The 22010-nt window shown below is 70.5% G+C and carries 25 protein-coding genes and 1 tRNA gene; 15 read left to right on the top strand and 11 right to left on the bottom strand.

Going from position 1 to position 22010, the window contains the following annotated elements; genetic code table 11:
• Nucleotides 1-120: 120 nt before the first annotated feature.
• The 6 genes from MQN93_RS16850 to MQN93_RS16825 all read left to right on the top strand — a co-directional run bounded on the left by MQN93_RS16850 (nt 121) and on the right by MQN93_RS16825 (nt 6408).
• On the top strand, nt 121-603 hold the full coding sequence (locus MQN93_RS16850; RefSeq protein WP_003953493.1) for a CarD family transcriptional regulator: 483 nt from the start codon (nt 121-123) through the stop codon (nt 601-603).
• A gap of 271 nt (nt 604-874) precedes the next feature.
• Nucleotides 875-1627 (top strand): 2-C-methyl-D-erythritol 4-phosphate cytidylyltransferase, encoded by a 753-nt coding sequence (ispD, locus tag MQN93_RS16845; protein ID WP_016436742.1) that lies wholly within the window; start codon nt 875-877, stop codon nt 1625-1627.
• Nucleotides 1617-2126: a 2-C-methyl-D-erythritol 2,4-cyclodiphosphate synthase gene (gene ispF, locus MQN93_RS16840; RefSeq protein WP_016436741.1), complete on the top strand. Its 510-nt coding sequence runs from the start codon at nt 1617-1619 to the stop codon at nt 2124-2126. Before ispD ends, ispF begins: the two co-directional genes overlap by 11 nt.
• Nucleotides 2127-2223: 97 nt before the next feature.
• On the top strand, nt 2224-3621 hold the full coding sequence (gene cysS / locus MQN93_RS16835) for a cysteine--tRNA ligase (RefSeq protein WP_242710094.1): 1398 nt from the start codon (nt 2224-2226) through the stop codon (nt 3619-3621).
• 94 nt (nt 3622-3715) lie between these two features.
• Nucleotides 3716-4657, top strand: a complete 942-nt coding sequence (gene rlmB / locus MQN93_RS16830) for a 23S rRNA (guanosine(2251)-2'-O)-methyltransferase RlmB (RefSeq protein WP_016436739.1) — start codon at nt 3716-3718, stop codon at nt 4655-4657.
• A gap of 119 nt (nt 4658-4776) precedes the next feature.
• A complete protein-coding gene (locus MQN93_RS16825) occupies nt 4777-6408 on the top strand; it encodes a DoxX family membrane protein (protein ID WP_242710093.1) in 1632 nt (543 codons plus the stop codon).
• A 96-nt stretch (nt 6409-6504) separates the two neighbouring features.
• Here the strand turns inward: MQN93_RS16825 and MQN93_RS16820 are convergent, their stop codons facing one another.
• The 3 genes from MQN93_RS16820 to MQN93_RS16810 form a co-directional block, all read right to left on the bottom strand.
• A complete protein-coding gene (locus MQN93_RS16820; RefSeq protein WP_016436737.1) occupies nt 6505-7236 on the bottom strand; it encodes a nucleotidyltransferase family protein in 732 nt (243 codons plus the stop codon).
• Between the two features lie 102 nt (nt 7237-7338).
• Entirely contained in the window at nt 7339-7794 is a 456-nt protein-coding gene (locus MQN93_RS16815; protein ID WP_242710092.1) for a hypothetical protein, read from the bottom strand.
• 226 nt (nt 7795-8020) lie between these two features.
• Nucleotides 8021-9157 (bottom strand): ABC transporter ATP-binding protein, encoded by a 1137-nt coding sequence (locus MQN93_RS16810; RefSeq protein WP_016436735.1) that lies wholly within the window; start codon nt 9155-9157, stop codon nt 8021-8023.
• 217 nt (nt 9158-9374) lie between these two features.
• On the opposite strand from MQN93_RS16810, the gene MQN93_RS16805 reads away from it, so the two are divergent.
• Nucleotides 9375-9448 (top strand) — tRNA-Thr (locus MQN93_RS16805).
• A 53-nt stretch (nt 9449-9501) separates the two neighbouring features.
• Here MQN93_RS16805 and MQN93_RS16800 read toward each other — a convergent pair.
• Nucleotides 9502-10926: a condensation domain-containing protein gene (locus MQN93_RS16800; RefSeq protein WP_242710091.1), complete on the bottom strand. Its 1425-nt coding sequence runs from the start codon at nt 10924-10926 to the stop codon at nt 9502-9504.
• Between the two features lie 304 nt (nt 10927-11230).
• Between MQN93_RS16800 and MQN93_RS16795 the strand changes: the two genes are divergently transcribed.
• The 4 genes from MQN93_RS16795 (at nt 11231) to MQN93_RS16780 (ending at nt 13014) form a co-directional block, all read left to right on the top strand.
• Nucleotides 11231-11482 (top strand): hypothetical protein, encoded by a 252-nt coding sequence (locus MQN93_RS16795; protein WP_016436733.1) that lies wholly within the window; start codon nt 11231-11233, stop codon nt 11480-11482.
• Nucleotides 11483-11654: 172 nt separating this feature from the next.
• Nucleotides 11655-12017 carry a hypothetical protein gene (locus MQN93_RS16790; RefSeq protein WP_242710090.1) on the top strand — a complete coding sequence of 121 codons (363 nt, stop codon included), beginning with the start codon at nt 11655-11657 and terminating at the stop codon, nt 12015-12017.
• A gap of 185 nt (nt 12018-12202) precedes the next feature.
• Entirely contained in the window at nt 12203-12517 is a 315-nt protein-coding gene (locus tag MQN93_RS16785) for a hypothetical protein (protein ID WP_242710089.1), read from the top strand.
• A 116-nt stretch (nt 12518-12633) separates the two neighbouring features.
• A complete protein-coding gene (locus MQN93_RS16780; RefSeq protein ID WP_242710088.1) occupies nt 12634-13014 on the top strand; it encodes a hypothetical protein in 381 nt (126 codons plus the stop codon).
• 93 nt (nt 13015-13107) lie between these two features.
• Here the strand turns inward: MQN93_RS16780 and MQN93_RS16775 are convergent, their stop codons facing one another.
• From MQN93_RS16775 to MQN93_RS16765, 3 genes are all read right to left on the bottom strand, one after another.
• A complete protein-coding gene (locus MQN93_RS16775; RefSeq protein WP_016436729.1) occupies nt 13108-13422 on the bottom strand; it encodes a hypothetical protein in 315 nt (104 codons plus the stop codon).
• Nucleotides 13423-13632: 210 nt separating this feature from the next.
• Complete coding sequence (locus MQN93_RS16770) at nt 13633-13917, bottom strand: hypothetical protein (protein WP_016436728.1); 285 nt, start codon at nt 13915-13917, stop codon at nt 13633-13635.
• 142 nt (nt 13918-14059) lie between these two features.
• Nucleotides 14060-14536 (bottom strand): hypothetical protein, encoded by a 477-nt coding sequence (locus tag MQN93_RS16765; RefSeq protein WP_242710087.1) that lies wholly within the window; start codon nt 14534-14536, stop codon nt 14060-14062.
• 351 nt (nt 14537-14887) lie between these two features.
• On the opposite strand from MQN93_RS16765, the gene MQN93_RS16760 reads away from it, so the two are divergent.
• The gene (locus MQN93_RS16760; RefSeq protein ID WP_242710086.1) at nt 14888-15634 is read left to right on the top strand and encodes a hypothetical protein; all 747 of its coding nucleotides are present in this window, start codon (nt 14888-14890) and stop codon (nt 15632-15634) included.
• A 75-nt stretch (nt 15635-15709) separates the two neighbouring features.
• The gene (locus tag MQN93_RS16755) at nt 15710-15997 is read left to right on the top strand and encodes a hypothetical protein (protein ID WP_016436725.1); all 288 of its coding nucleotides are present in this window, start codon (nt 15710-15712) and stop codon (nt 15995-15997) included.
• A 99-nt stretch (nt 15998-16096) separates the two neighbouring features.
• Here MQN93_RS16755 and MQN93_RS16750 read toward each other — a convergent pair whose 3' ends face one another.
• Together MQN93_RS16750 and MQN93_RS16745 are read right to left on the bottom strand one after the other, a co-directional pair.
• A complete protein-coding gene (locus tag MQN93_RS16750) occupies nt 16097-16582 on the bottom strand; it encodes a GNAT family N-acetyltransferase (protein WP_016436724.1) in 486 nt (161 codons plus the stop codon).
• 9 nt (nt 16583-16591) lie between these two features.
• Nucleotides 16592-17515, bottom strand: coding sequence for an aminoglycoside phosphotransferase family protein (locus tag MQN93_RS16745; RefSeq protein ID WP_278190814.1), 924 nt, complete (start codon nt 17513-17515; stop codon nt 16592-16594).
• Between MQN93_RS16745 and MQN93_RS16740 the strand changes: the two genes are divergently transcribed.
• Both MQN93_RS16740 and MQN93_RS16735 read left to right on the top strand, forming a co-directional pair.
• Nucleotides 17514-18170 (top strand): rhomboid-like protein, encoded by a 657-nt coding sequence (locus MQN93_RS16740; protein WP_242710084.1) that lies wholly within the window; start codon nt 17514-17516, stop codon nt 18168-18170. The two genes, MQN93_RS16745 and MQN93_RS16740, sit on opposite strands and share 2 nt — an antisense overlap.
• Nucleotides 18171-18180: 10 nt before the next feature.
• A complete protein-coding gene (locus tag MQN93_RS16735) occupies nt 18181-19587 on the top strand; it encodes an NAD(P)/FAD-dependent oxidoreductase (RefSeq protein WP_242710083.1) in 1407 nt (468 codons plus the stop codon).
• A gap of 61 nt (nt 19588-19648) precedes the next feature.
• Here the strand turns inward: MQN93_RS16735 and MQN93_RS16730 are convergent, their stop codons facing one another.
• Nucleotides 19649-20629, bottom strand: coding sequence for a zinc-binding dehydrogenase (locus MQN93_RS16730; RefSeq protein ID WP_242710082.1), 981 nt, complete (start codon nt 20627-20629; stop codon nt 19649-19651).
• A gap of 60 nt (nt 20630-20689) precedes the next feature.
• Nucleotides 20690-21850, bottom strand: a complete 1161-nt coding sequence (locus tag MQN93_RS16725; RefSeq protein WP_242710081.1) for an FAD-dependent oxidoreductase — start codon at nt 21848-21850, stop codon at nt 20690-20692.
• Between the last annotated feature and the right edge of the window lie 160 nt (nt 21851-22010).

Below are 22010 nucleotides of genomic sequence, written 5' to 3'. Positions count from 1 at the left end.
GCGCAGCACGTTCCTGTTGCTGTTGTCAAGCCCCGAGATATGCCCTGACCTGCGAAAACGCCATTCAGAACCCGCCGTTTCCGTGTTACCCTGGATAGCCACGGAAGGGGTACCTGTCACATGACGTTCAAGGTTGGCGACACCGTGGTCTATCCCCATCACGGGGCCGCGCTGATCGAGGCCATCGAAACTCGCCAGATCAAAGGCGTGGACAAGACCTACTTGGTGCTGAAGGTCGCCCAGGGTGACCTGACGGTACGTGTGCCAGCGGACAATGCGGAGTTCGTCGGCGTACGTGATGTGGTCGGTCAGGACGGGCTGGACCGGGTCTTCGAGGTGCTGCGCGCGCCGTACGCCGAGGAGCCCACGAACTGGTCGCGTCGATACAAGGCAAACCTGGAGAAGCTTGCCTCCGGTGATGTCATCAAGGTCGCGGAAGTGGTGCGTGACCTGTGGCGTCGTGAGCGCGAGCGCGGACTGTCCGCCGGTGAGAAGCGCATGCTCGCCAAGGCCCGCCAGATCCTGGTGAGCGAACTCGCCCTCGCGGAGAACACGAACGAGGACAAGGCCGAGGCCCTGCTCGACGAGGTTCTCGCGTCCTGAACCTGACGCAGGCGCAAGCCCGCTTCAGCACTCAGTACATCGAAATGCCGCGGTGCCCGATGACGTGTTTTTTGTCGCCGGGCGCTGCGGCATGTTCGCACTCTGACGCCGTTCATAAAGCTACGGTCGAAGGGTGGGGGCCCCTTGATGGCGTGCCGGGCCCGGGCTGCAGGCTCGACCGGGGTCACGGAAGGGTCCGGTCAAGGCGTCGCGCCCGGCACTTCCCAGGCCATACCCACCCAGGCCGAGCACACAAACCTGACAGGAACCGATGTCTGACGATTCGCGCCCTTCGCCTGCGGGAGCCCGCACAGCTGCCGTGATTCCGGCCGCCGGAAGGGGCGTACGCCTCGGTCCGGGCGCCCCCAAGGCGCTCCGCGCGCTGGGCGGAACCCCCATGCTGATCCACGCGGTGCGCGCGATGGCCGCCTCCCGCTCGGTCTCCCTGGTCGTCGTCGTGGCGCCGCCCGACGGTGCGCCCGAGGTCAAGTCGCTCCTGGACGCCCACGCGCTGCCCGAGCGCACCGACTTCCTGGTCGTCCCCGGCGGCGAGACCCGCCAGGAGTCCGTGAAGCTCGGCCTCGACGCACTGCCGCCCGACTACGACATCGTGCTGGTGCACGACGCCGCCCGGCCGCTGGTGCCGGTGGACACGGTGGACGCCGTCATCGAGGCCGTACGGGCCGGGGCGCCGGCCGTCGTGCCCGCGCTGCCGCTCGCCGACACCGTCAAGGAGGTCGAGCCGGCGACGGCCGCGGGCGAGCCGGAACCCGTCGTGGCCACCCCGGTGCGTGCCAGGCTCCGCGCGGTGCAGACCCCGCAGGGCTTCGACCGGGCCACGCTGATCCACGCCCACGAAGAGATCACCGAGGACGTCACCGACGACGCGGGCATGGTCGAGAAGCTGGGCCGGACGGTCCTGCTCGTCCCCGGTCACGAAGAGGCCTTCAAGGTCACCCGCCCGCTGGACCTGGTCCTGGCCGAGGCGGTCCTCGCGCGCAGGAGGCTCAACGATGGCTTCTGAAGGACTGCCGGACGGGCCCCTGATCCTTCCCCAGGTCGGCATCGGCACCGACATCCACGCCTTCGAGGAGGGCCGCGAACTGTGGTGCGCGGGCCTGAAGTGGGAGGGCGAGGGCCCGGGACTGGCCGGTCACTCCGACGCGGACGTCGTCGCGCACGCCGCGTGCAACGCGCTCTTCTCCGCCGCCGGACTCGGTGACCTGGGGCAGCACTTCGGTACCGGACGCCCCGAGTGGTCCGGCGCGTCCGGCATCACGCTGCTCACGGAGGCCGCCCGGATCGTCCGCGAGGCCGGCTTCCGCATCGGCAACATCGCCGTACAGGTCGTCGGACCCCGGCCGAAGATCGGCAAGCGCCGCGACGAGGCGCAGAAGCTGCTGTCTGAGGCGGCGGGAGCACCGGTCTCCGTCTCGGGCGCGACGACGGACGGGCTGGGTTTCCCGGGCCGCGACGAGGGCCTGATGGCGGTGGCGACGGCGCTGGTCGTGCGCGTGCGGTGAGACACGGGGCCGGGTGCGGGGCCGGGCGCCGCACCCGGCACGGGCCAAACCGGCGGAAGGCGCAACGCACTACCCGGGGCCCACTACCCTTGGACACGTGACTATTCGCCTGTACGACACCAACGCCCGGCAGATCCGTGACTTCACCCCGATCAAGCCGGGTTGTGTCTCGATCTACCTCTGTGGTGCCACCGTGCAGGCGGCCCCGCACATCGGGCACATCCGCTCCGGGCTCAACTTCGACATCATGCGCCGCTGGTTCGAGTACCGCGGCTACGACGTGACGTTCATCAGGAACGTCACGGACATCGACGACAAGATCATCGCCAAGGCGGCCGAACAGAACCGCCCCTGGTGGTCGATCGGTTACGACAACGAGCGCGCGTTCAACGACGGTTACACCGCGCTCGGCTGCCTCCCGCCGTCGTACGAGCCGCGGGCCACCGGTCATATCACCGAGATGGTCGAGATGATGCAGGGCCTGATCGAGCGCGGCCACGCCTACGAGGCGGAGGGCAACGTCTACTTCGACGTGCGCTCCTTCCCGGGCTATCTGGAGCTGTCGCGGCAGGAGCTCGACAACCTCCAGCAGCCCTCCGGCGCCGGCGAGACCGGCAAGCGCGACCCGCGCGACTTCGCCATGTGGAAGGCCGCCAAGCCCGGCGAGCCGACCTGGGCGACCCCGTGGGGCCGCGGCCGTCCCGGCTGGCACCTGGAGTGCTCGGCGATGGCGCACAAGTACCTCGGCTCCGCCTTCGACATCCACGGCGGCGGCCTGGACCTGATCTTCCCGCACCACGAGAACGAGATCGCCCAGGCCAAGGCCTACGGCGACGAGTTCGCCCGGTACTGGGTGCACAACGCCTGGGTCACCATGGCCGGCGAGAAGATGGCCAAGTCGCTCGGCAACAGCGTCCTCGTCTCCGAGATGGTCAAGCAGTGGCGCCCCATCGTCCTGCGCTACTACCTCGGCACCCCGCACTACCGCTCGATGATCGAGTACAGCGAGGAGTCGCTGCGCGAGGCCGAGTCGGCGTTCGCGCGCATCGAGGGCTTCGTGCAGCGCGTGGTGGAGAAGGCCGGCGTCGTCGAGCCGTCCGCCGAGGTGCCGCCCGCCTTCGCCGAGGCGATGGACGACGACCTGGGCGTGCCGCAGGCCCTCGCGATCGTGCACACCACGGTCCGGCAGGGCAACAGCGCGCTGGCCGCCGACGACAAGGAAGCCGCCGTGGCCCGCCTCGCCGAGGTGCGCGCCATGCTCGGCGTACTCGGCCTCGACCCGCTCGACGCGCACTGGGCCGGCGAGACCGACCGTGGCGAGGACCTGCACGGCGTGGTCGACAGCCTCGTACGGATGGTCCTCGACCAGCGCGAGGCCGCCCGCGCCCGCAAGGACTGGGCCACCGCGGACGCCATCCGCGACCAGCTGGGCCAGTCCGGGCTGACCATCGAGGACAGTCCGCAGGGCCCGCGCTGGAGCCTCGGTCCGCGCTGAGCCCGGCCGCTGAAGATCGATTGTGCCGTCCGGGTCTCCGGGCGGCACACTTCATAGACGTACGCACACACGCCTCACGACAGACAGGTAGGTCATGGCCACCAACAACCGCCGCATGTCCGGCAAGAAGGGCGCGCAGGTCGGCAGTGGCGGCCAGCGGCGCAAGGGCCTGGAGGGCAAGGGTCCGACCCCGCCCGCCGAGATGCGCAAGGGCCACAAGAAGAACCGCATCGCGAACGCCAAGGCGAAGCAGACGGTACGGCGTCCCGCGCCGCGCGGCCGCGGCGGCAAGTCGTCGTCCGAACTGGTCGTCGGCCGCAACCCGGTCGTCGAGGCGCTGCGCGAGGGCGTGCCCGCGTCCACCCTGTACGTCCAGCAGTTCATCGACAACGACGAGCGGGTGCGCGAGGCGCTGCAGCTCGCGGCCGACCGCGGCGGCATCAACCTCATGGAGGCCCCCCGCCCCGAGCTCGACCGCATGACCAACGGCCTCAACCACCAGGGGCTCGTCCTCCAGGTCCCGCCGTACGAGTACGCCCACCCCGAGGACCTCGCGGCCGCGGCGTACGACGAGGGCGAGGACCCGCTGATCGTCGCCCTCGACGGTGTGACCGACCCGCGCAACCTCGGCGCCGTCGTCCGCTCCGTCTCCGCCTTCGGCGGTCACGGCGTCGTCGTGCCCGAGCGCCGCGCGGCCGGCATGACCGCCGGCGCCTGGAAGACCTCCGCCGGTACGGCCGCCCGTACGCCCGTCGCCCGCGCCACCAACCTGACGCGCGCCCTGGAGGCGTACAAGAAGGCGGGCATCGCGGTCGTCGGCCTCGCCGCCGACGGAGAGGCCGAGATCGGCGAACTCGCGGCGCTGGACGGCCCGGTCGTCATCGTCGTCGGCAGCGAGGGCAAGGGCCTGTCCCGACTCGTCGGCGAGACCTGCGACTTCCGGGTCCGGATCCCGATGCCGGGCGGCGCGGAGTCGCTCAACGCCGGTGTGGCCGCGGGCATCGTGCTCTACGAGGCCGCACGCCGCCGCGGCTGAACACCTGTCCGCACCCTCACCCGTGCGGGTCGATCTGGGCGTCCCGGACAAGATTGACGCGGTCCGGACACATCCGGCACGAGTCAAAGCAGTGTCCTAACCGCACGTCACTCGGTTAGATGAGTGTGGACACCAGAACACCCCGCACACCCTCGGGGGACGGCCCGTCGGGATTCGATGACGCTCCGGCGCTGACCATGGTGAAGGTGCCGAGCGATCCGGCGCAGGTCATCGTCAGCCACGCGAGCTTCCGCGTGCTGCTGGGCGCCTCGACCCGCACGCAATCGCCGCGGATCGCACGGCACTTGAGCGCCTCCCAGGACGGCGCCCGGAGGCCCGTCGTCGGCACCGCGGCAGGCGGGGCGGGTGCGGGCGCCCGGCGCCGGCCCGTCGTCTGGAGCGGCAGATCGGCCCCCGACGACACCGGCGCGCACCGCCTCCTCCAGGCCGTGCGGGGCGGCAGCGTCCGGCATGCCGACGAGCCCGCCGACGCCGGAGCCACCCAGGTCATCCCGCGCGTCGAGCCCGGCGACTACGACGAGGTCTACGACGAGCTGGACGCGACCGTCGAGACCCCGGTCGTCGGCCCCCGGCGCAGCCACCACGACGACGCCCCGGGCACCCGCCTGCTGCCCGCGATGCGCACCGTCGGCAGCGCGTACGACGAGGAACCCCCCTACGGCGACGGGGAGTTCGAGGACTTCGACGAGTCCGGCGACCCGGACGGCACCGATCGGCAGACCAGGCGCCACGGCGACGACCCGGCCCGGCACGCCTACTACCCCGGCCGCCGGATGAACCTCGGCGTCGTCCTGCTCCCGCTGCGCATCTTCCTCGGCTTCATCTCCATCTACGCCGGCATGGGCAAGCTGTGCGACCCCGTCTACTTCGACGGCGGCAAGCGCGGCTCGATGGTCACCTGGCTCAACACCCTGCACCCCTGGGAAGTCGCCGAGCCGCTGCGCCAGTTCGCCCTGCACCACCCCGTCGGCTCCGGTCTGGTCATCGCCTTCGCGCAGGTCGTCGTGGGCGTGCTGACGGTTCTCGGCTGCTGGCAGCGCGTGGCGGCCGTCTTCGGCGCCCTGCTCTCCGCCGCGCTGATCGTCACCGTCAGCTGGAAGACCGTCCCCGCCTACGACGCCCCGGACATCATCTACCTCGCCGCCTGGTCCCCGCTGATCATCGCCGGCGCCCCCGTCTACTCCGTCGACGGCCGCCTCGCGGGCAACGCCTGGCGGCGCCTCGGCCCCTCCTCGGACATCTGGGACCTGCGCCGCTACGTCCTGCGCCGCGGCGCCCTCGTCACGGCCATCGTGACCGGTGTGACGCTGCTCCTCGGCTCGCTGCTCGGCGGCGCGGTCCGAGACTCCGACCGCGTGACCGTCCCGGGCCCCGGCGAGGCCCCGCGCAACGAGCTGCCGGGCTCCCCGCTCCCGCAGCAGCCGGGCAAGCGGCACAGCCAGTCCCCGTCGGCCTCCCACTCGCCCACGCAGGGCGCGACGGCCGGCTCCACGCCCTCCGGCGCGGCGACCACTCCGGGTGCCGCAGCGACCGGCGGCGCGCCCAGCCAGGCGCAGAGCACGGCCGGGCAGGCACCTCCCCAGCAGTCCTCGCCGACCGGAGGCGCCCCCAGCACCAGCTCAGGGCCCACCTCCGGCGGCGGCACGGGCGGCACCGGATCGAGCGGCGGCATCGGCTCCGGAGGCTCCACCTCCGGCGAACCGGGCCTGGTGGGCGGCCTGTTGGGGTAGCCGGGCCGGTGGGCGGCATCCTGAACCCACCCACCGGCTGACACCCAGAGGGCCCCGCACGGCTGACGTGCGGGGCCCTGCTTCGTGCCGGAGCTCCTACCTCCCCAGAGCGGCCAACTCCTTGGCCGCCTCGGTCAGATCCTTGGCCGTGTCGATGGCACGCCAATAGGCCCCCTGCGGGATCGGGAACCCGGCCAGCCGGTTCTCACGGGCGAGATGCGGGAAGGTCGTACGCTCATGGTCGCCGCGCTCCGGGAGCAGCCCGGCGAAGTCGGCGGAGAAGACGTAGACACCGGCGTTGATCTCGAACGTCGACGGCGGGGCCTCTATGAAGTCCGTGATGTGCCCGAAGCCGTCCGTCTGCACGGCGCCCCAGGGGAGGCGAGGTCGGGCCAGGGCGAGCGTCGCCGTCGCGTCGCGCTCGGCGTGGAAGTCCGCCATGTCGCGCAGCGAGAAGCGGGTCCAGATGTCGCCGTTGGTGGCGTACCAGGGGCGGTCGGGGTGCGGGAGATGGGCGGCGGCGTACTTCAGACCGCCACCTCGTCCGAGCGGCTCGGTCTCGACGACCGTCGTCACCTTCACCGGCAGATCGGCCGACTTCAGCCAGTCCTGCAGGACCTCGGCGAGGTGGCCGCAGCTGACCACGACGTCCGTCACGCCCTCCTCGGCCAGCCACACGAGCTGATGGCCGATGATCGGAGTCCCCGTGCCGGGGATCTCGACCATCGGCTTGGGCCGGTCGTCGGTGTAGGGGCGCAGCCGGGAGCCCTGGCCCCCGGCCAGGACGACGGCTTGAACGGGGCGGGAGGCGGCGTTCGGATCGGTCATGACCGAACTGTACGGCGCGCCCCTCCCGCGGCCTGAGCCGGCAACCGTTCCCCGGGCAGCCGTGACCCTCCTCCCGGCCGTCGGCGGGGAGGAGGGGCGGCGTCAGATGTGTGAAGCCGCGACGCCGGAGGCGAAGGACGTGTCGCAGACCGGGCGGGCGTACGACTGGGCGCGCGTCGGGCCGTAGATGCGGACGGCGGCGCGGCCCAGGGCGCGGGCGATGGACGTGCAGTGCTTCGCGAGCGACGGACGCTCGGCCACGGCCTGCTGGAGGTGCGTGAGCACCACGCCCGGATCGTCCTCCTGGAGTTCGGTCAGGAGCTTGTCTCGCAGCACGTCCTGGGGGGCGCGGTGGGCCGCCTTGCCGTCCGCGGCGATGTCGGAGGCGTCGGAGGCGGTGAGGACCGAGTTCGACGGGTTGCCCGACCAGTTGACTCGGGTGACCGCGAGGGTCCCGGAAAGCACCAGGACGACGGGCAGGACGAGGGCGAGGGTGCGGCCGATCCGGCGGGCGGGGCCCCGGCCACGTCGCTTCTGTTGGTTAGTGGAGTGCTTCACGCGAGTGAGAGTAGCGCCAGGTGATGATTTGGCGACATTTAGTCACCGGTTCGAGGGAAGAAGAGCCGCCCCGGACGAGGTGCGGCGTTGACGCACGCTGCTCGAAATGACCGGTCTGCCGGGGTATTTGTCGACACGGAAAAGGGCCCCGCAGCGGTGTGCGGGGCCCTTTTCGTCAACCTGGGTGAATTACCCGGGATGAGACGTTTCCAGGATGACGGTTGCGTCAGTCGCTGAGGCGCTCACCCGTGGAGGTCGAGAACACGTGGGTCTCGCCCGGACGCGGCACGACGTGCAGCGTGGCGCCCTTCTCCGGAACCCGGCGGCCCTCGACGCGGACGACGAGGTCCTTGCTCTCGCCGCCGACCTGGGCTGCGCCGTAGACGTAGCCGTCGGCGCCGAGCTCCTCGACGACGTTGACGGAGACCGCGAGACCAGCCGGCTTGTCCTCGGTGTCCTTGGACAGGGACGAGCTGGCGCCGCCGTTCTCCTCGACGATGTCGAAGTGCTCGGGGCGGACACCGACGGTGACCGTGGTGTCACCCTTGTCGGTGGCGGCCTTGAGGGCGTCGCGGTTGACCGGGACGACGCTGTTGCCGAACTTCACACCGCCGTCGGTGATCGGCACCTCGACCAGGTTCATGGCGGGGGAGCCGATGAAGCCGGCGACGAAGAGGTTGGCCGGGCGGTCGTACATGTTGCGCGGCGAGTCGACCTGCTGGAGCAGACCGTCCTTGAGCACGGCCACGCGGTCGCCCATCGTCATGGCCTCGACCTGGTCGTGGGTGACGTAGACGGTGGTGATGCCGAGACGGCGCTGCAGCGAGGCGATCTGCGTACGGGTGGACACACGGAGCTTGGCGTCCAGGTTGGACAGCGGCTCGTCCATGAGGAAGACCTGCGGCTCACGCACGATCGCGCGGCCCATGGCGACACGCTGGCGCTGACCACCGGAGAGGGCCTTCGGCTTGCGGTCCAGGTACTCGGTGAGGTCGAGGATCTTCGCGGCCTCTTCGACCTTCTTGCGGATGTCCGCCTTGTTGACGCCGGCGATCTTGAGCGCGAAGCCCATGTTGTCGGCGACGGTCATGTGCGGGTACAGCGCGTAGTTCTGGAACACCATGGCGATGTCCCGGTCCTTCGGCGGCAGGTGGGTGACGTCGCGCTCACCGATGCGGATGGCGCCGGCGTTCACGTCCTCGAGCCCCGCGAGCATCCGGAGCGAGGTGGACTTGCCGCAGCCGGACGGGCCGACGAGGACGAGGAACTCGCCGTCCCCCACCTCGATCTCCAGGCTGTCTACGGCGGGCTTCTCGGTGCCCGGGTAGATCCGGGTCGCCTTGTCGAACGAAACAGTGGCCATGGTGAATGGGCCCCCTTCTACCGGCAGGAACGTGCCGGACGATCCGTTGTAGGAAGGTGGTGGTGTAGTCCACGACAGTGAACTGGCTCTGGACGGTACCTGGCGTTCGCCTGATCTGTCAGTACCTGTGGGGCAGTGAACTTCGCGGAAATTTTCGACAGGGGGCCCCTGGGACCTGGGTACACTGCACGGGCACGCCCGCAAACCGGACGTGCAGGCCTCCTTAGCTCAGCTGGTCAGAGCGCCGCTCTTGTAAAGCGAAGGTCGTCGGTTCGAATCCGACAGGGGGCTCGGCCGACGGCAGGCCCGCCCCTCGGTGGGGGCGGGCCTGCCGTCGTGTGTGCTCATCCGGCCAGACCGGTCGGTGCGAGTTCGGCGGTGCGCTGCTCTCGGGCCACGGTGAGGATGACGTCCCGCAGCCGCTCGACGTACAGCCGCATGTTCTTGTACGCGGCGTCGGTGTCGGGGTAGCGGCAGGTGAACCACAGGCCCTCGTGGAGCCGGTTCAGCCAGACGCAGACCTGGTCGCCGTACGACACCCTGACGAGGCCGTAGGCGCTCAGCTCGTCCCAGCGCTCGGAGCCGGGGATGCCGCGCGCGTCGACGTACGACACGATCGAGTACAGGTCGGGCGAGGTGGGGCGGAAGTCGGCGCCGAGCAGGCGCAGCACCCGGGCCAGCGGCATGCGTGCCAGCGACCTGTTGGCCTGCAGCTCGGCGCGCACCGTCCGGACGGCGCCCAGGAAGTCGGGTGCCTGGTCGACGGCCACCTCGATGGGGGCGCCGCCGACGTACCAGCCCACGGAGTTGGACCACTTGGACTTGACCCGGGTGTGGAAGGGGACGACCGCGCGGTAGACGGGCGCTCCGCCGATCTCGTGGACGATCAGGCTGGTGGCGGCCAGAATGCCGACGAGACTGCCGCCGAAGGGCCGGCAGTACGCCTCGAAGGCCGCGGCGGTGTCCGCGTCGACGAGCATCTCGCGCATCAGCTTCTGGGTGGGCAGCGGGCCGCCGGGCTCCAGGCCCAACTCGACGGGGAAGTTGGGCAGTTTGCCGTCGCACCGCACGATGAACTCGCGCCAGCGGCTGACGATCGCGTGGGTGGCGTCGATGCGGTCGGCGTCCGCCCGCTCGATCTCGCAGAAGTCGACGTAACTGCCCACCGGTGCCTGCTCGGTGGGCCGGCCCGCGACGGCCGCCGCGTAGAGCTCGTGGATCTCGGCGGGGATGCGCTGGATGGAGTAGGCGTCGACATTGCTGTGGTCGAAGCCAATGTACACGCTGGTGCAGTCGTCCCTGATCACCGCCGAGTAGAGGAAGTTGGGCCAGCTCAGCGCGTTCGCGCAGGTGTCGAAGCGGTCCTGGAGGTGCTGGACGAGCCGGTCCGCGTCGGTGAACTCGCCGACCTCCTCGCGGTGCAGCGACACCGCCTCGGGTTCGAGGGTGAATCGGTGCATCTCGTCGCCGTCCCAGCGGAAGCCGCTGCGCAGCGTCTCGTGCCGCAGCGTCCAGCCGCGCAGCGCCTGTTCGAGCGCGTCGAGGTCGACGGTGCCGGGGATGTCGAAGGCGGTGCCGAGCCAGGTCGGCACGAACAGCCCGTCCTCCCGGACGGTCCTGGCGGTCCTGATGTGTCCTTCCTGGACGTACGCCGGCGGCCTGGGGTCGGCCGGCAGGTCCGCGGCGGCAGCGACGGTCGCCGGACTGAGCGCCCACTCGACGAGCCGTCCGGGCCGGACCTCGCAACGCTGGATGTCGGTCATTCGCACGGGCGTCTCCGTTCGCAGTTGGAGCCCGGATCGGGCGGACCCGATCAAGGGAATGCCGCGACCGCGAAAGGAGATGCCCGGAACATGATGTGTTCCCACTTTTGAGTGGATTGAGTGATCGGCGATTGTGAGCCAATCGGTCCGCCGGGCATCGCGCGGCGCCTGAAAAGGCGCAACTCCCTTGTCCACCTTCGGACACGGGACATCGAGCGGCACGGAATCCCCTTTTGTGACTGATAGTGTTCGTCCAGTCACAGTAGGCAATCAGCCTCGATTTACCGGCGAATGAAGGACCGAGGGTTCCATGCGCAAGCTTCAACAGGCCATGATCGCAGCGGCAGTGGCGGCCGGCGGTCTGTCCGCCATCGGCGCCGGCACCGCCCAGGCCCATGGCTACGGCTACGACGATGCGCCGAAGGCGACCGAGCACTACCGCCCTTACCAGGAGTGCAGCCCGCAGACGGCGGCCGAGGGCGATCTGCCGATCAGCGTGCTGGGTCTGTCCGAGACCTTCGACACCACCTGCGGCCAGTTCAACCACGCCTTCACCGACTGAGGGCGGCAGCCCAGTCCTGCGCGACACCTTCCGCGGGCCCCTCGGGGTCGACCCCCAAGGGGCCCGTTCGTGTGCTGCGGCCCGGAGTGCGAGGCCGCCCCCAACTCGGGCCCGGCGCGGCCGGTTTGCGGCGCAAGGCGTACGGGCGCACCTCACAAAGGAAACGGATCACATGTTCAGTGGAAAGAAGACCGCGGCCGTCTCCGGGCTCCTGTGCGGCCTCGTCATGACCGGCGCCGGCGTCACCCAGGCCCACGCCGCCGCGGACCCGGGCGCCTGCTCCGTCGACCTCCAGGGCAATGTCACCTGTGTCCAGCGCATCACCGGTGAAATGCCCTCGGGCGACGGATTCGCCATCCGCAAGTCGACGACCTGTGTCCCGGTGAAGCCCATGCAGCTGCCCGTCATCCCCCTGCTGAACAACGGGGCCACGCGGATCGGCCCCGAGGTGACCTGCAATCCGGACGGTTCCTCGGCGCCCAAGAACAACCAGAACGAAGACGGTTTCGAGCTTCCCGGTGGCCTGCTGGGCTGACCCTCTGTCGTCGGTGAACGGCCGGGCCGGAATTAATCGGACCGGCCGTTTTCAAGTGTTTATCACCATAAACCGACACGGCGCTGAGAGACCCGATAGATCCCAAATGACTACGTTTCGTCTGTATATGCTCACATTAAGTAGTCAACTCAGGGCTTCACGCCCAGCCAGGGAAGGGTCTCACTATGCGCAAGTTTCAGCGGGCCGCGGTCGTAGCAGCTGCGGTCGCGGGGCTGTCCGCTCTCGGTGCCGGCGTCAGCGTCGCCGACGGCTTCGGCGGAGTCACGGCGGTGGCTTCCTCGCAGGCCAACGCCGTGGCCGGTTGGGGTGCCCCGTACGGTCCGCAGGCCGCTCCGCAAGCCGCTCCGCAGGCGGCCCCGTACTTCGCGCCCACCAACGGTTTCAACTACATGCCCCAGACGGGCTACGCCGCATCCCAGGCCGGCTACGCCGCACCGCAGACGGGCTACGCGACCCCGCAGGCCGGCTACGGCCAGTAAGGCGCCCAGCAGGGACGCACGCAACACCCTCACAGAGCAACACAGCAGCCCGGACGCGCGGCACAACCCTTCAGGGTGCGCGCCCGGGCTGCATCAATTGCAAAGGAAAGCAGCGCATGTTCAGTCGAAAGAAGATCGCCGCCGTCTCGGGGCTCGTCGGAAGCATCGCCGTGATCTACGTCGGCGGCGCACAGGCGTACGCCGACGACTCCTCGGGGGACTGCAAGACCACCGCCGCGGGGGAGACGACCTGTGTGCACACGAGCGAGATCGTCCACAAGAACAAGCGCGGCACCTTCGTCGTCAAGCAGGACCAGAAGTGCTCGACGACCTACCGGCCGCAACTGGTGCTCACCGACGACGAGATGCTGACCCGCCCCGGGACCACGGAGGTCGGGCCCAAGGTGGAGTGCTCGAACACGACGCCGGTGCCGAAGGGTGTCAAGCCCCCGCACGTCGAGCGCCCGCACATCGCGCGTCCGCACATCGAGTTCTGAAGCGGCGCGCGTTCTGAAAGCAGAGGCTTTCCGGCGAAACGAAAACCTCGGTGCCCCGGCCTTCCGGCCGGGGCACCGAGGGCGTTTTCGGCCTTACTTGCCGACGCTGTTGTTGCAGCCCATGCTCGAGCCCAGCGAGGTCTCCTGCGCACCGGCGTTGCCCTCGCCGTTCAGCAGGTTGCCGCCGAGGCCGTTGAGGATGCCGACCTGGCCGAGGACGTCGACGTTGGCGTCGTGCGAGCGGCAGGTGGTGCTCTGCAGGACGCTGAAGGAGGAGGAGGTCCCACGGTGCCCGTTCTCGCCGCCCGAACCCCAACCGCCCTGGTCGGCCTGCGCGGCGCCGGCACCGAGGAGCCCGACGCTGCTGATGGCGGCGACCAGGACGGCAGCCTTGCGAAGCTTGTGCATGTCATCTCCGGTGGAGTGAAGTGGATGCGACCTGTCACAGATCGACTTCGTGCAGTTACGGAGGCTAATACGAAATATCAATGCAAATCCGTACGGCACGCCGAATTCGGGGAATCCTCACCGGCTTGGTCGACAACGCTGAATAGCCGGTGCATAAAAAGGTCCCGGCACCGAGTCGGGCTCGGTGCCGGGACCTGATCGCCGCGAGAATCAGAAGGCGCTGTTGTTGCAGCCCATGCTCGAGCCGATGTGGGTGTCCTGGGCGCCCGGGTTGCCCTCGCCGTTGAGCGCGTTGCCCAGCAGGCCGTTGAGCAGACCCACCTGGCCGAGGACGTCCAGGTTCAGGTCGTGCGACTTGCAGTTGGAGCTCTGCAGGACGCTGGTGTGCTGGTCGCCCCCGTGGCCACCCTCGCCGGCCTGGGCGGTGCCCGCACCGAGGAGCCCGACGGTGCTGATGGCGGCGACCAGGACGGCAGCCTTGCGAAGGTTGTGCATGTCATCTCCGGTGGAGTGAAGTGGGTGCGATCTGTGGCAGATCGACTTCGTACAGTCACGGAGATTAGTAAGAAATATGTGCAAATCGGGCAGCGACGCGCCGAGTCCTGTGATCTTGTCCTAACGGTGCCCGGTACGGGTGCTAGTGGGACTGGGCCTTGGCCAGGGCGTTCGCCTGGTTGTTGGCCTGGCCGCAGTCGACGCCGTTGGTCTCGGCGGCGGCGAGCAGGGCGACCGGGACATTGGCGTTGAGCAGGTTCTGCGGGCTGCACTCCTGGTACGGGCGGAAGAGGTTGTTCTGCTCCACCGGACCGGACTGCGCCGAGGCGGGCTGCGGGCTGAGTTGGGGGCTGAGCTTGGGGCTCACCTGTGGGTTGAGCTGCGGGCTGACCTCGGCGCCCTGCGTGGGCAGCGACATCCGCTGCGGGGCGGGGGCCGAGCTGTCGCTGTGCGCCGTGGCCTGCGAGCTGCTCAACGCCGCGGCCTGGGCGCCCTGTTGTGGAGCGGGCGGCGGAGCGGTGTACGCAATGGGGGCGTCGGCGAAGCTGGGAGCGACGCCGATGGCGGACAGGCCCCCGGCGGCTGCTGCGACGAGCGCGACGTGCTGGAACTTGCGCATGGAACCCTCGGCCCTTCATCGACCTGTGCATGGAACGTACGGAAATGCTGGATGGACCATTGCTCTGGCCCTGTGGCAACGACCTGTCCGACGCACCGGTCACGGGGGCTCGGGCCTGGTCACCCATTTGCCGGGTGGCGTGCATCAATTGGGCCGGTAATCCGATCAATGGCAAACGGGTGACGGGTTTTTCGACCCCGTGACCGGGTCCGCGGAAATGTCGTTGCCAGCAGGGAGAGGGCAGTGGACAGGTATCGGAGAGAGGGATCACGGGATCCGCTGTCGGCTCCGGCGTGACTGCACTGAATACAACGGATTTCCCTGCACAGGTATTGAAGGGCCGAGGGTTCCATGCGAAAGCTTCACAAGGCCGCGCTCGTCGTAGCGGCGGCCGGCGGTCTGTCCGCCATCGGCGCGGGCGCCAGCCACGCCGACACCATGAGCGGGTACTACCCCGGTGCCGCTCCTGCGCCGGCTCCCTACTACCCGGCACCTCAGTACCAGGCGCCCCCGGCTCCGGCTCCGCAGTACTACGCGCCTCCCGCGCCGCAGTACCAGGCGCCCCCGGCCCCGCAGTACTACGCGCCGCCGGCTCCGCACTACTACGCACCCCCCGCGCCGCAGCAGAGCGCCCCGCAGGCCTCGGCCGCGACCACGTCGGCGGGCATGGCGCAGGCCGCTCCGCAGTATGTGCAGCCGCCGATGCCGGCCGCTCCTCCGGCTCCGCCGCAGATCGGCCAGGCCTCCGCCTTCGCCTCGTCGAACGGTGCCGCGCAGGCCGGTCCGCCGTCGTACTCCCCGCCGCAGCAGCAGGCCGCTCCCCAGCCGCAGGCGCCGCAGGTCGTGCCGCAGGTCGCCCCGCAGACCGCGCCGCAGGTGGTGCCCAAGGTCGCCCCGCAGGTCGACATGCCGCAGGTCTTCAACCCTGAGCCGGCGCCGCACGTCGCGCCTCAGGTGAACCCGCAGGTGAACCCCGAGGTGAACCCGTTGATCAATCCGCTGATCTCGTCGGCCAGTGCGCCGCAGGTGCCCGGGCTCGGCCTCGGGCAGGTCGCGGCGCCGCCCGTCGGGCAGTTGGGTCTGCCGCGCCTCGGCTGACGGCCCGTTTCGTAGTTGTCCACCGTCTCAACCCGATCTGCTGCAGATCACACCCGCTCGATCAATGGAGAAGAAATGCGCAAGCTTCAGAAGGCAGCCGTCGTGGGTGCCGCCGTCCTCGGCAGCATCGGTTCCTTCGGTGCCGGTACCGCCTTCGCACACGGTGAGGCGGGGGCGCACGACGGCGGCTTCGACATCTCGCAGGGCATCGAGTGCCGCTCGCACGACATGAACATCGACGTCCTCGGCAGCGTCGGCGCCCTCAACGGCGTGCTGGGCAACGCGCTCAACGGTGAGGGCAACCCGGGTGCGCAGGACCACCACCTCGGTTCGGACATGGGCTGCAACAGCAGGGCCCTCTGAGCAGTCGCGTCACCGCTTCTCCGCAACACCCTCCCCGGCTCCCCCCTCAGGGGGTGCGCATGCCCAGGTCAGGAGCGATCCTGCCTGGGCTTTCGCACGTCATGACGGACGGTGGTCCGCCAGTGCCCTGAGGGGTTCGTCGGTCAGCCGGTACACCGTCCACCCGTCCTGCGGGCGGGCGCCGAGGGACTCGTAGAAGGCGATGGACGGGGTGTTCCAGTTCAGGACGGACCATTCCAGGCGCTCGTAGCCGCGGGTGGCGCAGATGTGGGCCAGTTCGGTGAGCAGGGCCTTGCCGTGGCCGGCGCCGCGGGCGGTGGGGCGGACGTAGAGGTCCTCCAGGTAGATGCCGTGGACGCCGCGCCAGGTGGAGAAGTTCAGGAACCACAGTGCGAAGCCGACCGGGTCGCCGGTGGTGTCGTCGGCGGCGATGTGGGCGAAGGCGGCCGGGTGCTCGCCGAAGAGGGCCTCGTGCAGCTGGGCCTCGGTGGCCCGGGCCTCGTGGAGAGCCTTCTCGTACTCGGCCAGTTCACGGATCAGGGTGTGGATGACGGGGATGTCGGCGGGGGTCGCGGGGCGGATCATGGGGCGAGGCTAGCCTGCGGGGTCGCGCAGGTGGCGGGCGATCTCCAGTTGGCGGGGTTCGGGGGTGCGGCCGTCCTCGACGTCCCAGAGGGTGTTCTGCAGGAGGCGGCCGAGGGTCCAGGCGCGGGCGCGGGAGCGGTCCACGCCGAGGATGTCCGTCATGGCGTCGAAGCGCCAGCGGATCTCGTCGGCCTCGAAGCGGTTGTCGAGCGCGGGCCACAGCTCGAAGCCCGGGTCGCCGGCCAGGGGTTTGGGGTCGATGGCGAGCCAGGGGGCGCGGTCCGCGGCGAGGACGTTCTCGTCGTGCAGGTCCCAGTGCAGGAGGCGGTCGCCCGGTTCGTCCACGACTTCCCGTACGGCGGCGGCGCAGTCCGCGACCAGGCGGCGCGTCGCGGTGTCGGGGATGCGTGCAAGGGCCCAGGGTGTGCGCTCCAGCATGGCCTGCGCGATGTCGCCGAGGCGGCGCAGGCCCACCGGGGCCGGGGTCGCCGTCAGGCGGGCGAGCAGGCGGGCGATGACCAGGACGGCCGCGCGGGTGCCGGGCAGGGTGGAGAGCATACGGGTGTGGTCGAGGCGTTCCAGGAGCATGGCGTGGGTCGCCGGGTCGTGGTCGAGGAGGCGGACCGCGCCGTCGCCGTCCCACAGACGCAGGGCGACGGGCTCGCCCTCGCTCTCCTCGTCCAGCAGCTGGAGTTTCAGCGCGGCCGGGGTGCCGTCGCGGCGGACGACCGGCAGGACCAGGGCGCTCACTCCGTGCATGGGCCGTCCGTCCAGGCGCAGGTCCCACCGCTGCAGGAACTCCTCCGCGAGGCCGGGCAGGCCGGCGACGAACGCCCGTCCCGCCGCGCCGTTGTACCTCTCCTGGGCCGCCGCCAGCCCGCCCGGAATGTCGATCACGCGGCCGACGATACCGACGTGCGTGAATCGCCTCATGCGAATTGAGCGGGGGCTCGGGGACCGGGTGTGGGCCTACGTCCGCCGTGCGCCCGGGACGTACGTGTGGCTGGCGATCCTCTTCGTCACCACCGTCGCCCTGCACCACATGTCGCCGCAGTTCGAGCAGGAGTTCCTGCGGCAGCGGTCCACGAACATCCATGAGCTGTCGAACGATCCCACGCGGGTGCTGGTGCAGAGCGCGATGTGGATCGACGGCGGGCACTGGGTGCCGTACGCCGTCCTCTACACCGTCTTCCACGCGCAGGCCGAGCGCTGGCTCGGGACGCTGCGGTGGCTGATGGTGTGCGTGGCCGCGCATGTGCTCGCGTCGCTGGTCAGCGAGGCCGCGCTGCTGAAGGCGGTGCGGGACGGGATGGTGCCGTACTCGGCGGTCAACACCCTGGACATCGGGGTGAGTTACGCGCTCGCGGGAGTGGTGGCCGTGCTGGCGTACCGGATCGCGTCGCCCTGGCGGTATGCGTATCTCGGGGTGGTGCTGGTCGTGTACGGCGGTCCGCTCGCCGCCGCGCCCACTTTCACCGACTTCGGGCACTTCCTGTCCGTGCTGATCGGGCTCGGCTGCTATCCGCTGGTCAGAGGGCGTGGGGAAGCGTGGGGTCCGAAGAAGACACGGGCCGCTCCGAGGGGTTAACTTTCCGGCCATGAGCAGCTCGGCAGGCAGTGTCGTGAACGGTGGGATCTCCTTCTGGTACGCGGACGACGGGCTCCCGGAGGTGCGGCAGCCGCTCGCCGGTGACGCCTCCGCGGACGTCGCGATCGTGGGCGGTGGGTTCACGGGACTGTGGACCGCGTACTACCTGAAGAAGGCCGCGCCCTTTCTGCGGATCACCGTCCTGGAGCAGAAGTTCTGCGGATACGGCGCCTCCGGGCGCAACGGCGGCTGGCTGTACAACGGGATCGCCGGGCGCGACCGGTATGCCAAGCTGCACGGTCACGAGGCCGCCGTACGGCTGCAGAAGGCCATGAACGACACCGTCGACGAGGTGGTGCGGGTCGCCGGCGAGGAGGGCATCGAGGCCGACGTCCACAAGGGCGGGGTGCTCGAAGTCGCCACCACTCCGGCGCAGTTGGCGCGACTGAAGGCCTTCCACGAGCACGAGCTGTCGTACGGCGAGAAGGACCGTGAGCTCTACGACGCCGGGGAGACGGCCGAGCGGATCAGGGTCGCGGACGCGGTCGGCGCGAGCTGGACCCCGCACGGGGCGCGGCTGCACCCGGCGAAGCTGGTGAAGGGGCTCGCGGCGGCCGTCGAGGCCCTCGGGGTGACGATCCACGAGTCGACGCCGGTGACGGAGATCCGGCCCAAGCACGCGGTGACGCCGTACGGGACGGTGCGGGCGCCCTATGTGCTGCGCTGCACGGAGGGGTTCACCGCCTCTCTCAAGGGGCTGCGGCGCACCTGGCTGCCGATGAACTCCTCGATGATCGCCACCGAGCCGCTGACCGACGAGCAGTGGGAGTCCGTCGGCTGGGAGGGCCGCGAGACGCTGGGCGACATGGCGCACGCGTACATGTACGCGCAGCGCACCGCCGACGGGCGGATCGCGCTCGGCGGGCGCGGGGCGCCGTACCGCTTCGGGTCGAGGACCGACAACGACGGGCGGACGCAGGAGGCGACGATCGAGGCGCTGCGGGAGATCCTGGTGCGCTTCTTCCCGTCACTGGCCGGTGTGGGGATCGCGCACGCCTGGTCGGGGGTGCTCGGGGTGCCGCGGGACTGGTGCGCCACCGTGACGCTGGACCGGTCGACGGGGATCGGCTGGGCCGGCGGCTACGTCGGCTCGGGCGTGGCCACGACGAATCTCGCGGCGCGCACGCTCACGGACCTGGTGCAGCTCGACTCCGGGCAGGGTGGCCGCACCGAGCTGACCGATCTGCCGTGGGTCGGGCACAAGGTGCGCAAGTGGGAGCCGGAGCCGCTGCGCTGGCTGGGCGTGCAGGGCATGTACGCCACCTACCGGGCGGCGGACCAGCGCGAGCGGCGCACGCACAGCCCGGAGTCTTCGCGGCTCGCGCGGTTCGCGGACCGGGTGGCGGGGCGGGGCTGACGACGGGCGCCGAGGTCACACCGGAGTGCTGCGGGGCGAGGGCTCGGTCTGCTGTGCCTGGTCAGGGCTCCAGCACCACCTTTCCGATCGTGCCGCGGGTCTCCAGTGCCCGGTGTGCGGCGGCCGCATCGGCGAGTGGGAAGCGCTGCACGGTGGGTGTGAGGCGTCCCGCGGCGGCCTCGGCGAGCGCGCGCAGTTCGAGGGTCTGCAGGGGGTTGGGGCCGCCCGCCCTGCGCATCATCACGGGGCCGAGGACCTGTTCGGACACGCCGTCGACGAGGTACGGCCGGCCGTCGCGGATGCCCTCGGCGGACCAGCCGAAGACGAGGTGTGTGCCGCCGGGGCCGAGGAGGCCGGTGGCGTGGCGGGCGACGTCGCCGCCGACACCGTCCAGGACGATCGTCGCGGGCCGGCCGCCGAGGAAGGCGCGGACCTTGTCGGGCCAGGCCGGGTCGGTGTAGTCGGCGGCGAGGTCGGCGCCGTTCGCCTGCACGCGTGCGACCTTCTTGGGGCCGCCCGCGAGCCCGACGACCACGGCGCCGGCGTTCTTCGCGTACTGCACGAGGAGGGTGCCGATGCCGCCCGCGGCGGCCGGGATCACGGCCACGGAGTCCGGGCCGAGATCGGCGAACTGCAGGATGCCCATCGCTGTGCGGCCCGTGCCGATCATGGCGACCGCCTGGGCGAAGTCCAGGTTGGCGGGGATCTCGTGCACGCGGTCGACATCGGTGACGGCCAGCTCGGCGTAGCCGCCGGGCGCGAAGCCGAGGTGTGCGACGACGCGTTTGCCGAGCCAGAGCCCGGCGACGCCCTCGCCGAGCGACTCGACGACACCGGCGACCTCGCGGCCCGGGATGGTGGGCAGCGGGGTGGGCTCGGGCAGCGGCCCCTGCTCGCCCTCTCTGAGGGCGGTGTCGAGCAGGTGCACTCCGGCCGCCTCTACGGCGATACGGATCTGGCCGGGGCCCGGGGCGGGGTCGGGCACCTCCTCGTAGCGGAGGTTCTCGGGCGGGCCGAAGGTGTGCAGACGGATGGCGTGCATGGTGAATCCCCCAACTGTTCGTGAGGCGCCCACTGTTCGTGACGCGTCCACCCTTCAACCTCAAGCTTGCTTGAGGTCAAGTGTGCGGTGGCCGAGTGCCAGCGACACCGCGGTGAGCGCGCTGTTGAAGGAGACCTCCGACAGGACGCCCGGGGCCGCGACCTGGTCGCCCGCGAGATACACGCCGTCGCCGCGGTCGACGGCGGGCCGGTCGCGCCAGCTGGTGCCGGGCAGGTCGACGGCGCCGGTCCGGCCGTTCGCGACGGACTCGCTGCGCCAGACGACCCGCTCGCGCCAGCCGCCGAAGGCGAGGTCGAGCAGTTCCTCGGCGCGGACGATGCCGTCGGCCTTCTTCTCGTACGGGGCGATCGGGATCTGCCCCTGGATCAGTTGCTCGCCGGCCGGGGCGAGGGTGCGGTCCTGTGCGGTGAACCGTTCCAGCCAGCCGGGGGAGTCGAGGTCGGACACCGCGAAGGCGTCGCCGCGCCGGGTCCTCAGGGCCAGGTCGATCAGTGTCGTACGGCCGCTCGTCCAGGTCAGGGAGTCGTCGCCGAGGAGGCGCCGGGCGGCGTCGAGCGAGGTGGCGACGACGACCGGGCCGTCGGTGGGGAGGGTGTCGACGCGCGACAGGGTCTCCATCCGCACGCCCAGGTTCCAGGCCCTCGCGGCCATCCGGTCGATGACGCTCGCCCAGCCGCCGCGCGGGTAGTGCGCCTCGGGCGGGAGCTTGGTGGCACGGCGCAGCCGCTCCTGCACGAAGGCCGCGGACAGGGCGCCGGGGTCGTGGTGGAAGAGGGCGACGGCGGAGTAGTGGGCGGCGGCGCGGGCGGCCTCCTCGCCCGCGATCCGGGTGGCCCAGCTCATGAAGTCGCTGTCCACGGGCGCCTGTTGGATCCCGTGGCGCAGCAGCTTCAGCATCGCGAAGGGCGGGGTGCGGCGGAGCACGCCGTGGTGGCGCAGCCGCATCCTGGCTGCCTCCAGGGCCGGGATCGGGGCGAGCGGGCCGAGCAGATCGCGCTGCTTGAGCCAGGTCCAGTGCGGGCCGCCGCTGTAGAGGGCGTGCGGCCCGTCGTTCGTGCGGTACGGGCCCTCGGCCGTGCGGGCTCGGCCGCCGAGCGTGTGGTGGGCCTCGTGGACGGTCACTTTGGCGCCCGCCTCGGCAGCGGCGACGGCGGCGGTCAGTCCGGCGAAACCGCCGCCGATGACGGTGATGCGGTGCATGGGTGGGGGTCTCCCTCGGGTGTCGGACCGTTGCGGGCGCCAGGTGTCGGGCGCCTTTGCGGATACGACGGTTCTCGGCACCCGGAATGTGACAGTGACCGGCGTTTTCGCTGGTCAAGTGGTTGTCAGGGGGATTGTCAGTGGCGGGGTGCAGGATGAG

Origin of the sequence: Streptomyces spinosisporus (assembly GCF_022698145.1) — a bacterium.
Lineage (GTDB): Bacteria > Actinomycetota > Actinomycetes > Streptomycetales > Streptomycetaceae > Streptomyces > Streptomyces spinosisporus.
This window is presented reverse-complemented; position numbering and strand designations above follow the sequence as displayed.

What these genes read in the sequence shown, in the direction of transcription:
- MQN93_RS16850 (WP_003953493.1), top strand. Translation starts at nt 121, where the DNA reads ATGACGTTCAAGGTTGGCGACACCGTGGTCTATCCCCATCACGGGGCC.
- ispD (WP_016436742.1), top strand. Translation starts at nt 875, where the DNA reads ATGTCTGACGATTCGCGCCCTTCGCCTGCGGGAGCCCGCACAGCTGCC.
- ispF (WP_016436741.1), top strand. Translation starts at nt 1,617, where the DNA reads ATGGCTTCTGAAGGACTGCCGGACGGGCCCCTGATCCTTCCCCAGGTC.
- rlmB (WP_016436739.1), top strand. Translation starts at nt 3,716, where the DNA reads ATGGCCACCAACAACCGCCGCATGTCCGGCAAGAAGGGCGCGCAGGTC.
- MQN93_RS16825 (WP_242710093.1), top strand. Translation starts at nt 4,777, where the DNA reads ATGAGTGTGGACACCAGAACACCCCGCACACCCTCGGGGGACGGCCCG.
- MQN93_RS16820 (WP_016436737.1), bottom strand. Translation starts at nt 7,236, where the DNA reads ATGACCGATCCGAACGCCGCCTCCCGCCCCGTTCAAGCCGTCGTCCTG.
- MQN93_RS16810 (WP_016436735.1), bottom strand. Translation starts at nt 9,157, where the DNA reads ATGGCCACTGTTTCGTTCGACAAGGCGACCCGGATCTACCCGGGCACC.
- MQN93_RS16795 (WP_016436733.1), top strand. Translation starts at nt 11,231, where the DNA reads ATGCGCAAGCTTCAACAGGCCATGATCGCAGCGGCAGTGGCGGCCGGC.
- MQN93_RS16790 (WP_242710090.1), top strand. Translation starts at nt 11,655, where the DNA reads ATGTTCAGTGGAAAGAAGACCGCGGCCGTCTCCGGGCTCCTGTGCGGC.
- MQN93_RS16785 (WP_242710089.1), top strand. Translation starts at nt 12,203, where the DNA reads ATGCGCAAGTTTCAGCGGGCCGCGGTCGTAGCAGCTGCGGTCGCGGGG.
- MQN93_RS16780 (WP_242710088.1), top strand. Translation starts at nt 12,634, where the DNA reads ATGTTCAGTCGAAAGAAGATCGCCGCCGTCTCGGGGCTCGTCGGAAGC.
- MQN93_RS16775 (WP_016436729.1), bottom strand. Translation starts at nt 13,422, where the DNA reads ATGCACAAGCTTCGCAAGGCTGCCGTCCTGGTCGCCGCCATCAGCAGC.
- MQN93_RS16770 (WP_016436728.1), bottom strand. Translation starts at nt 13,917, where the DNA reads ATGCACAACCTTCGCAAGGCTGCCGTCCTGGTCGCCGCCATCAGCACC.
- MQN93_RS16765 (WP_242710087.1), bottom strand. Translation starts at nt 14,536, where the DNA reads ATGCGCAAGTTCCAGCACGTCGCGCTCGTCGCAGCAGCCGCCGGGGGC.
- MQN93_RS16760 (WP_242710086.1), top strand. Translation starts at nt 14,888, where the DNA reads ATGCGAAAGCTTCACAAGGCCGCGCTCGTCGTAGCGGCGGCCGGCGGT.
- MQN93_RS16755 (WP_016436725.1), top strand. Translation starts at nt 15,710, where the DNA reads ATGCGCAAGCTTCAGAAGGCAGCCGTCGTGGGTGCCGCCGTCCTCGGC.
- MQN93_RS16750 (WP_016436724.1), bottom strand. Translation starts at nt 16,582, where the DNA reads ATGATCCGCCCCGCGACCCCCGCCGACATCCCCGTCATCCACACCCTG.
- MQN93_RS16740 (WP_242710084.1), top strand. Translation starts at nt 17,514, where the DNA reads ATGCGAATTGAGCGGGGGCTCGGGGACCGGGTGTGGGCCTACGTCCGC.
- MQN93_RS16745 (WP_278190814.1), bottom strand. Translation starts at nt 17,515, where the DNA reads ATGAGGCGATTCACGCACGTCGGTATCGTCGGCCGCGTGATCGACATT.
- MQN93_RS16735 (WP_242710083.1), top strand. Translation starts at nt 18,181, where the DNA reads ATGAGCAGCTCGGCAGGCAGTGTCGTGAACGGTGGGATCTCCTTCTGG.
- MQN93_RS16730 (WP_242710082.1), bottom strand. Translation starts at nt 20,629, where the DNA reads ATGCACGCCATCCGTCTGCACACCTTCGGCCCGCCCGAGAACCTCCGC.
- MQN93_RS16725 (WP_242710081.1), bottom strand. Translation starts at nt 21,850, where the DNA reads ATGCACCGCATCACCGTCATCGGCGGCGGTTTCGCCGGACTGACCGCC.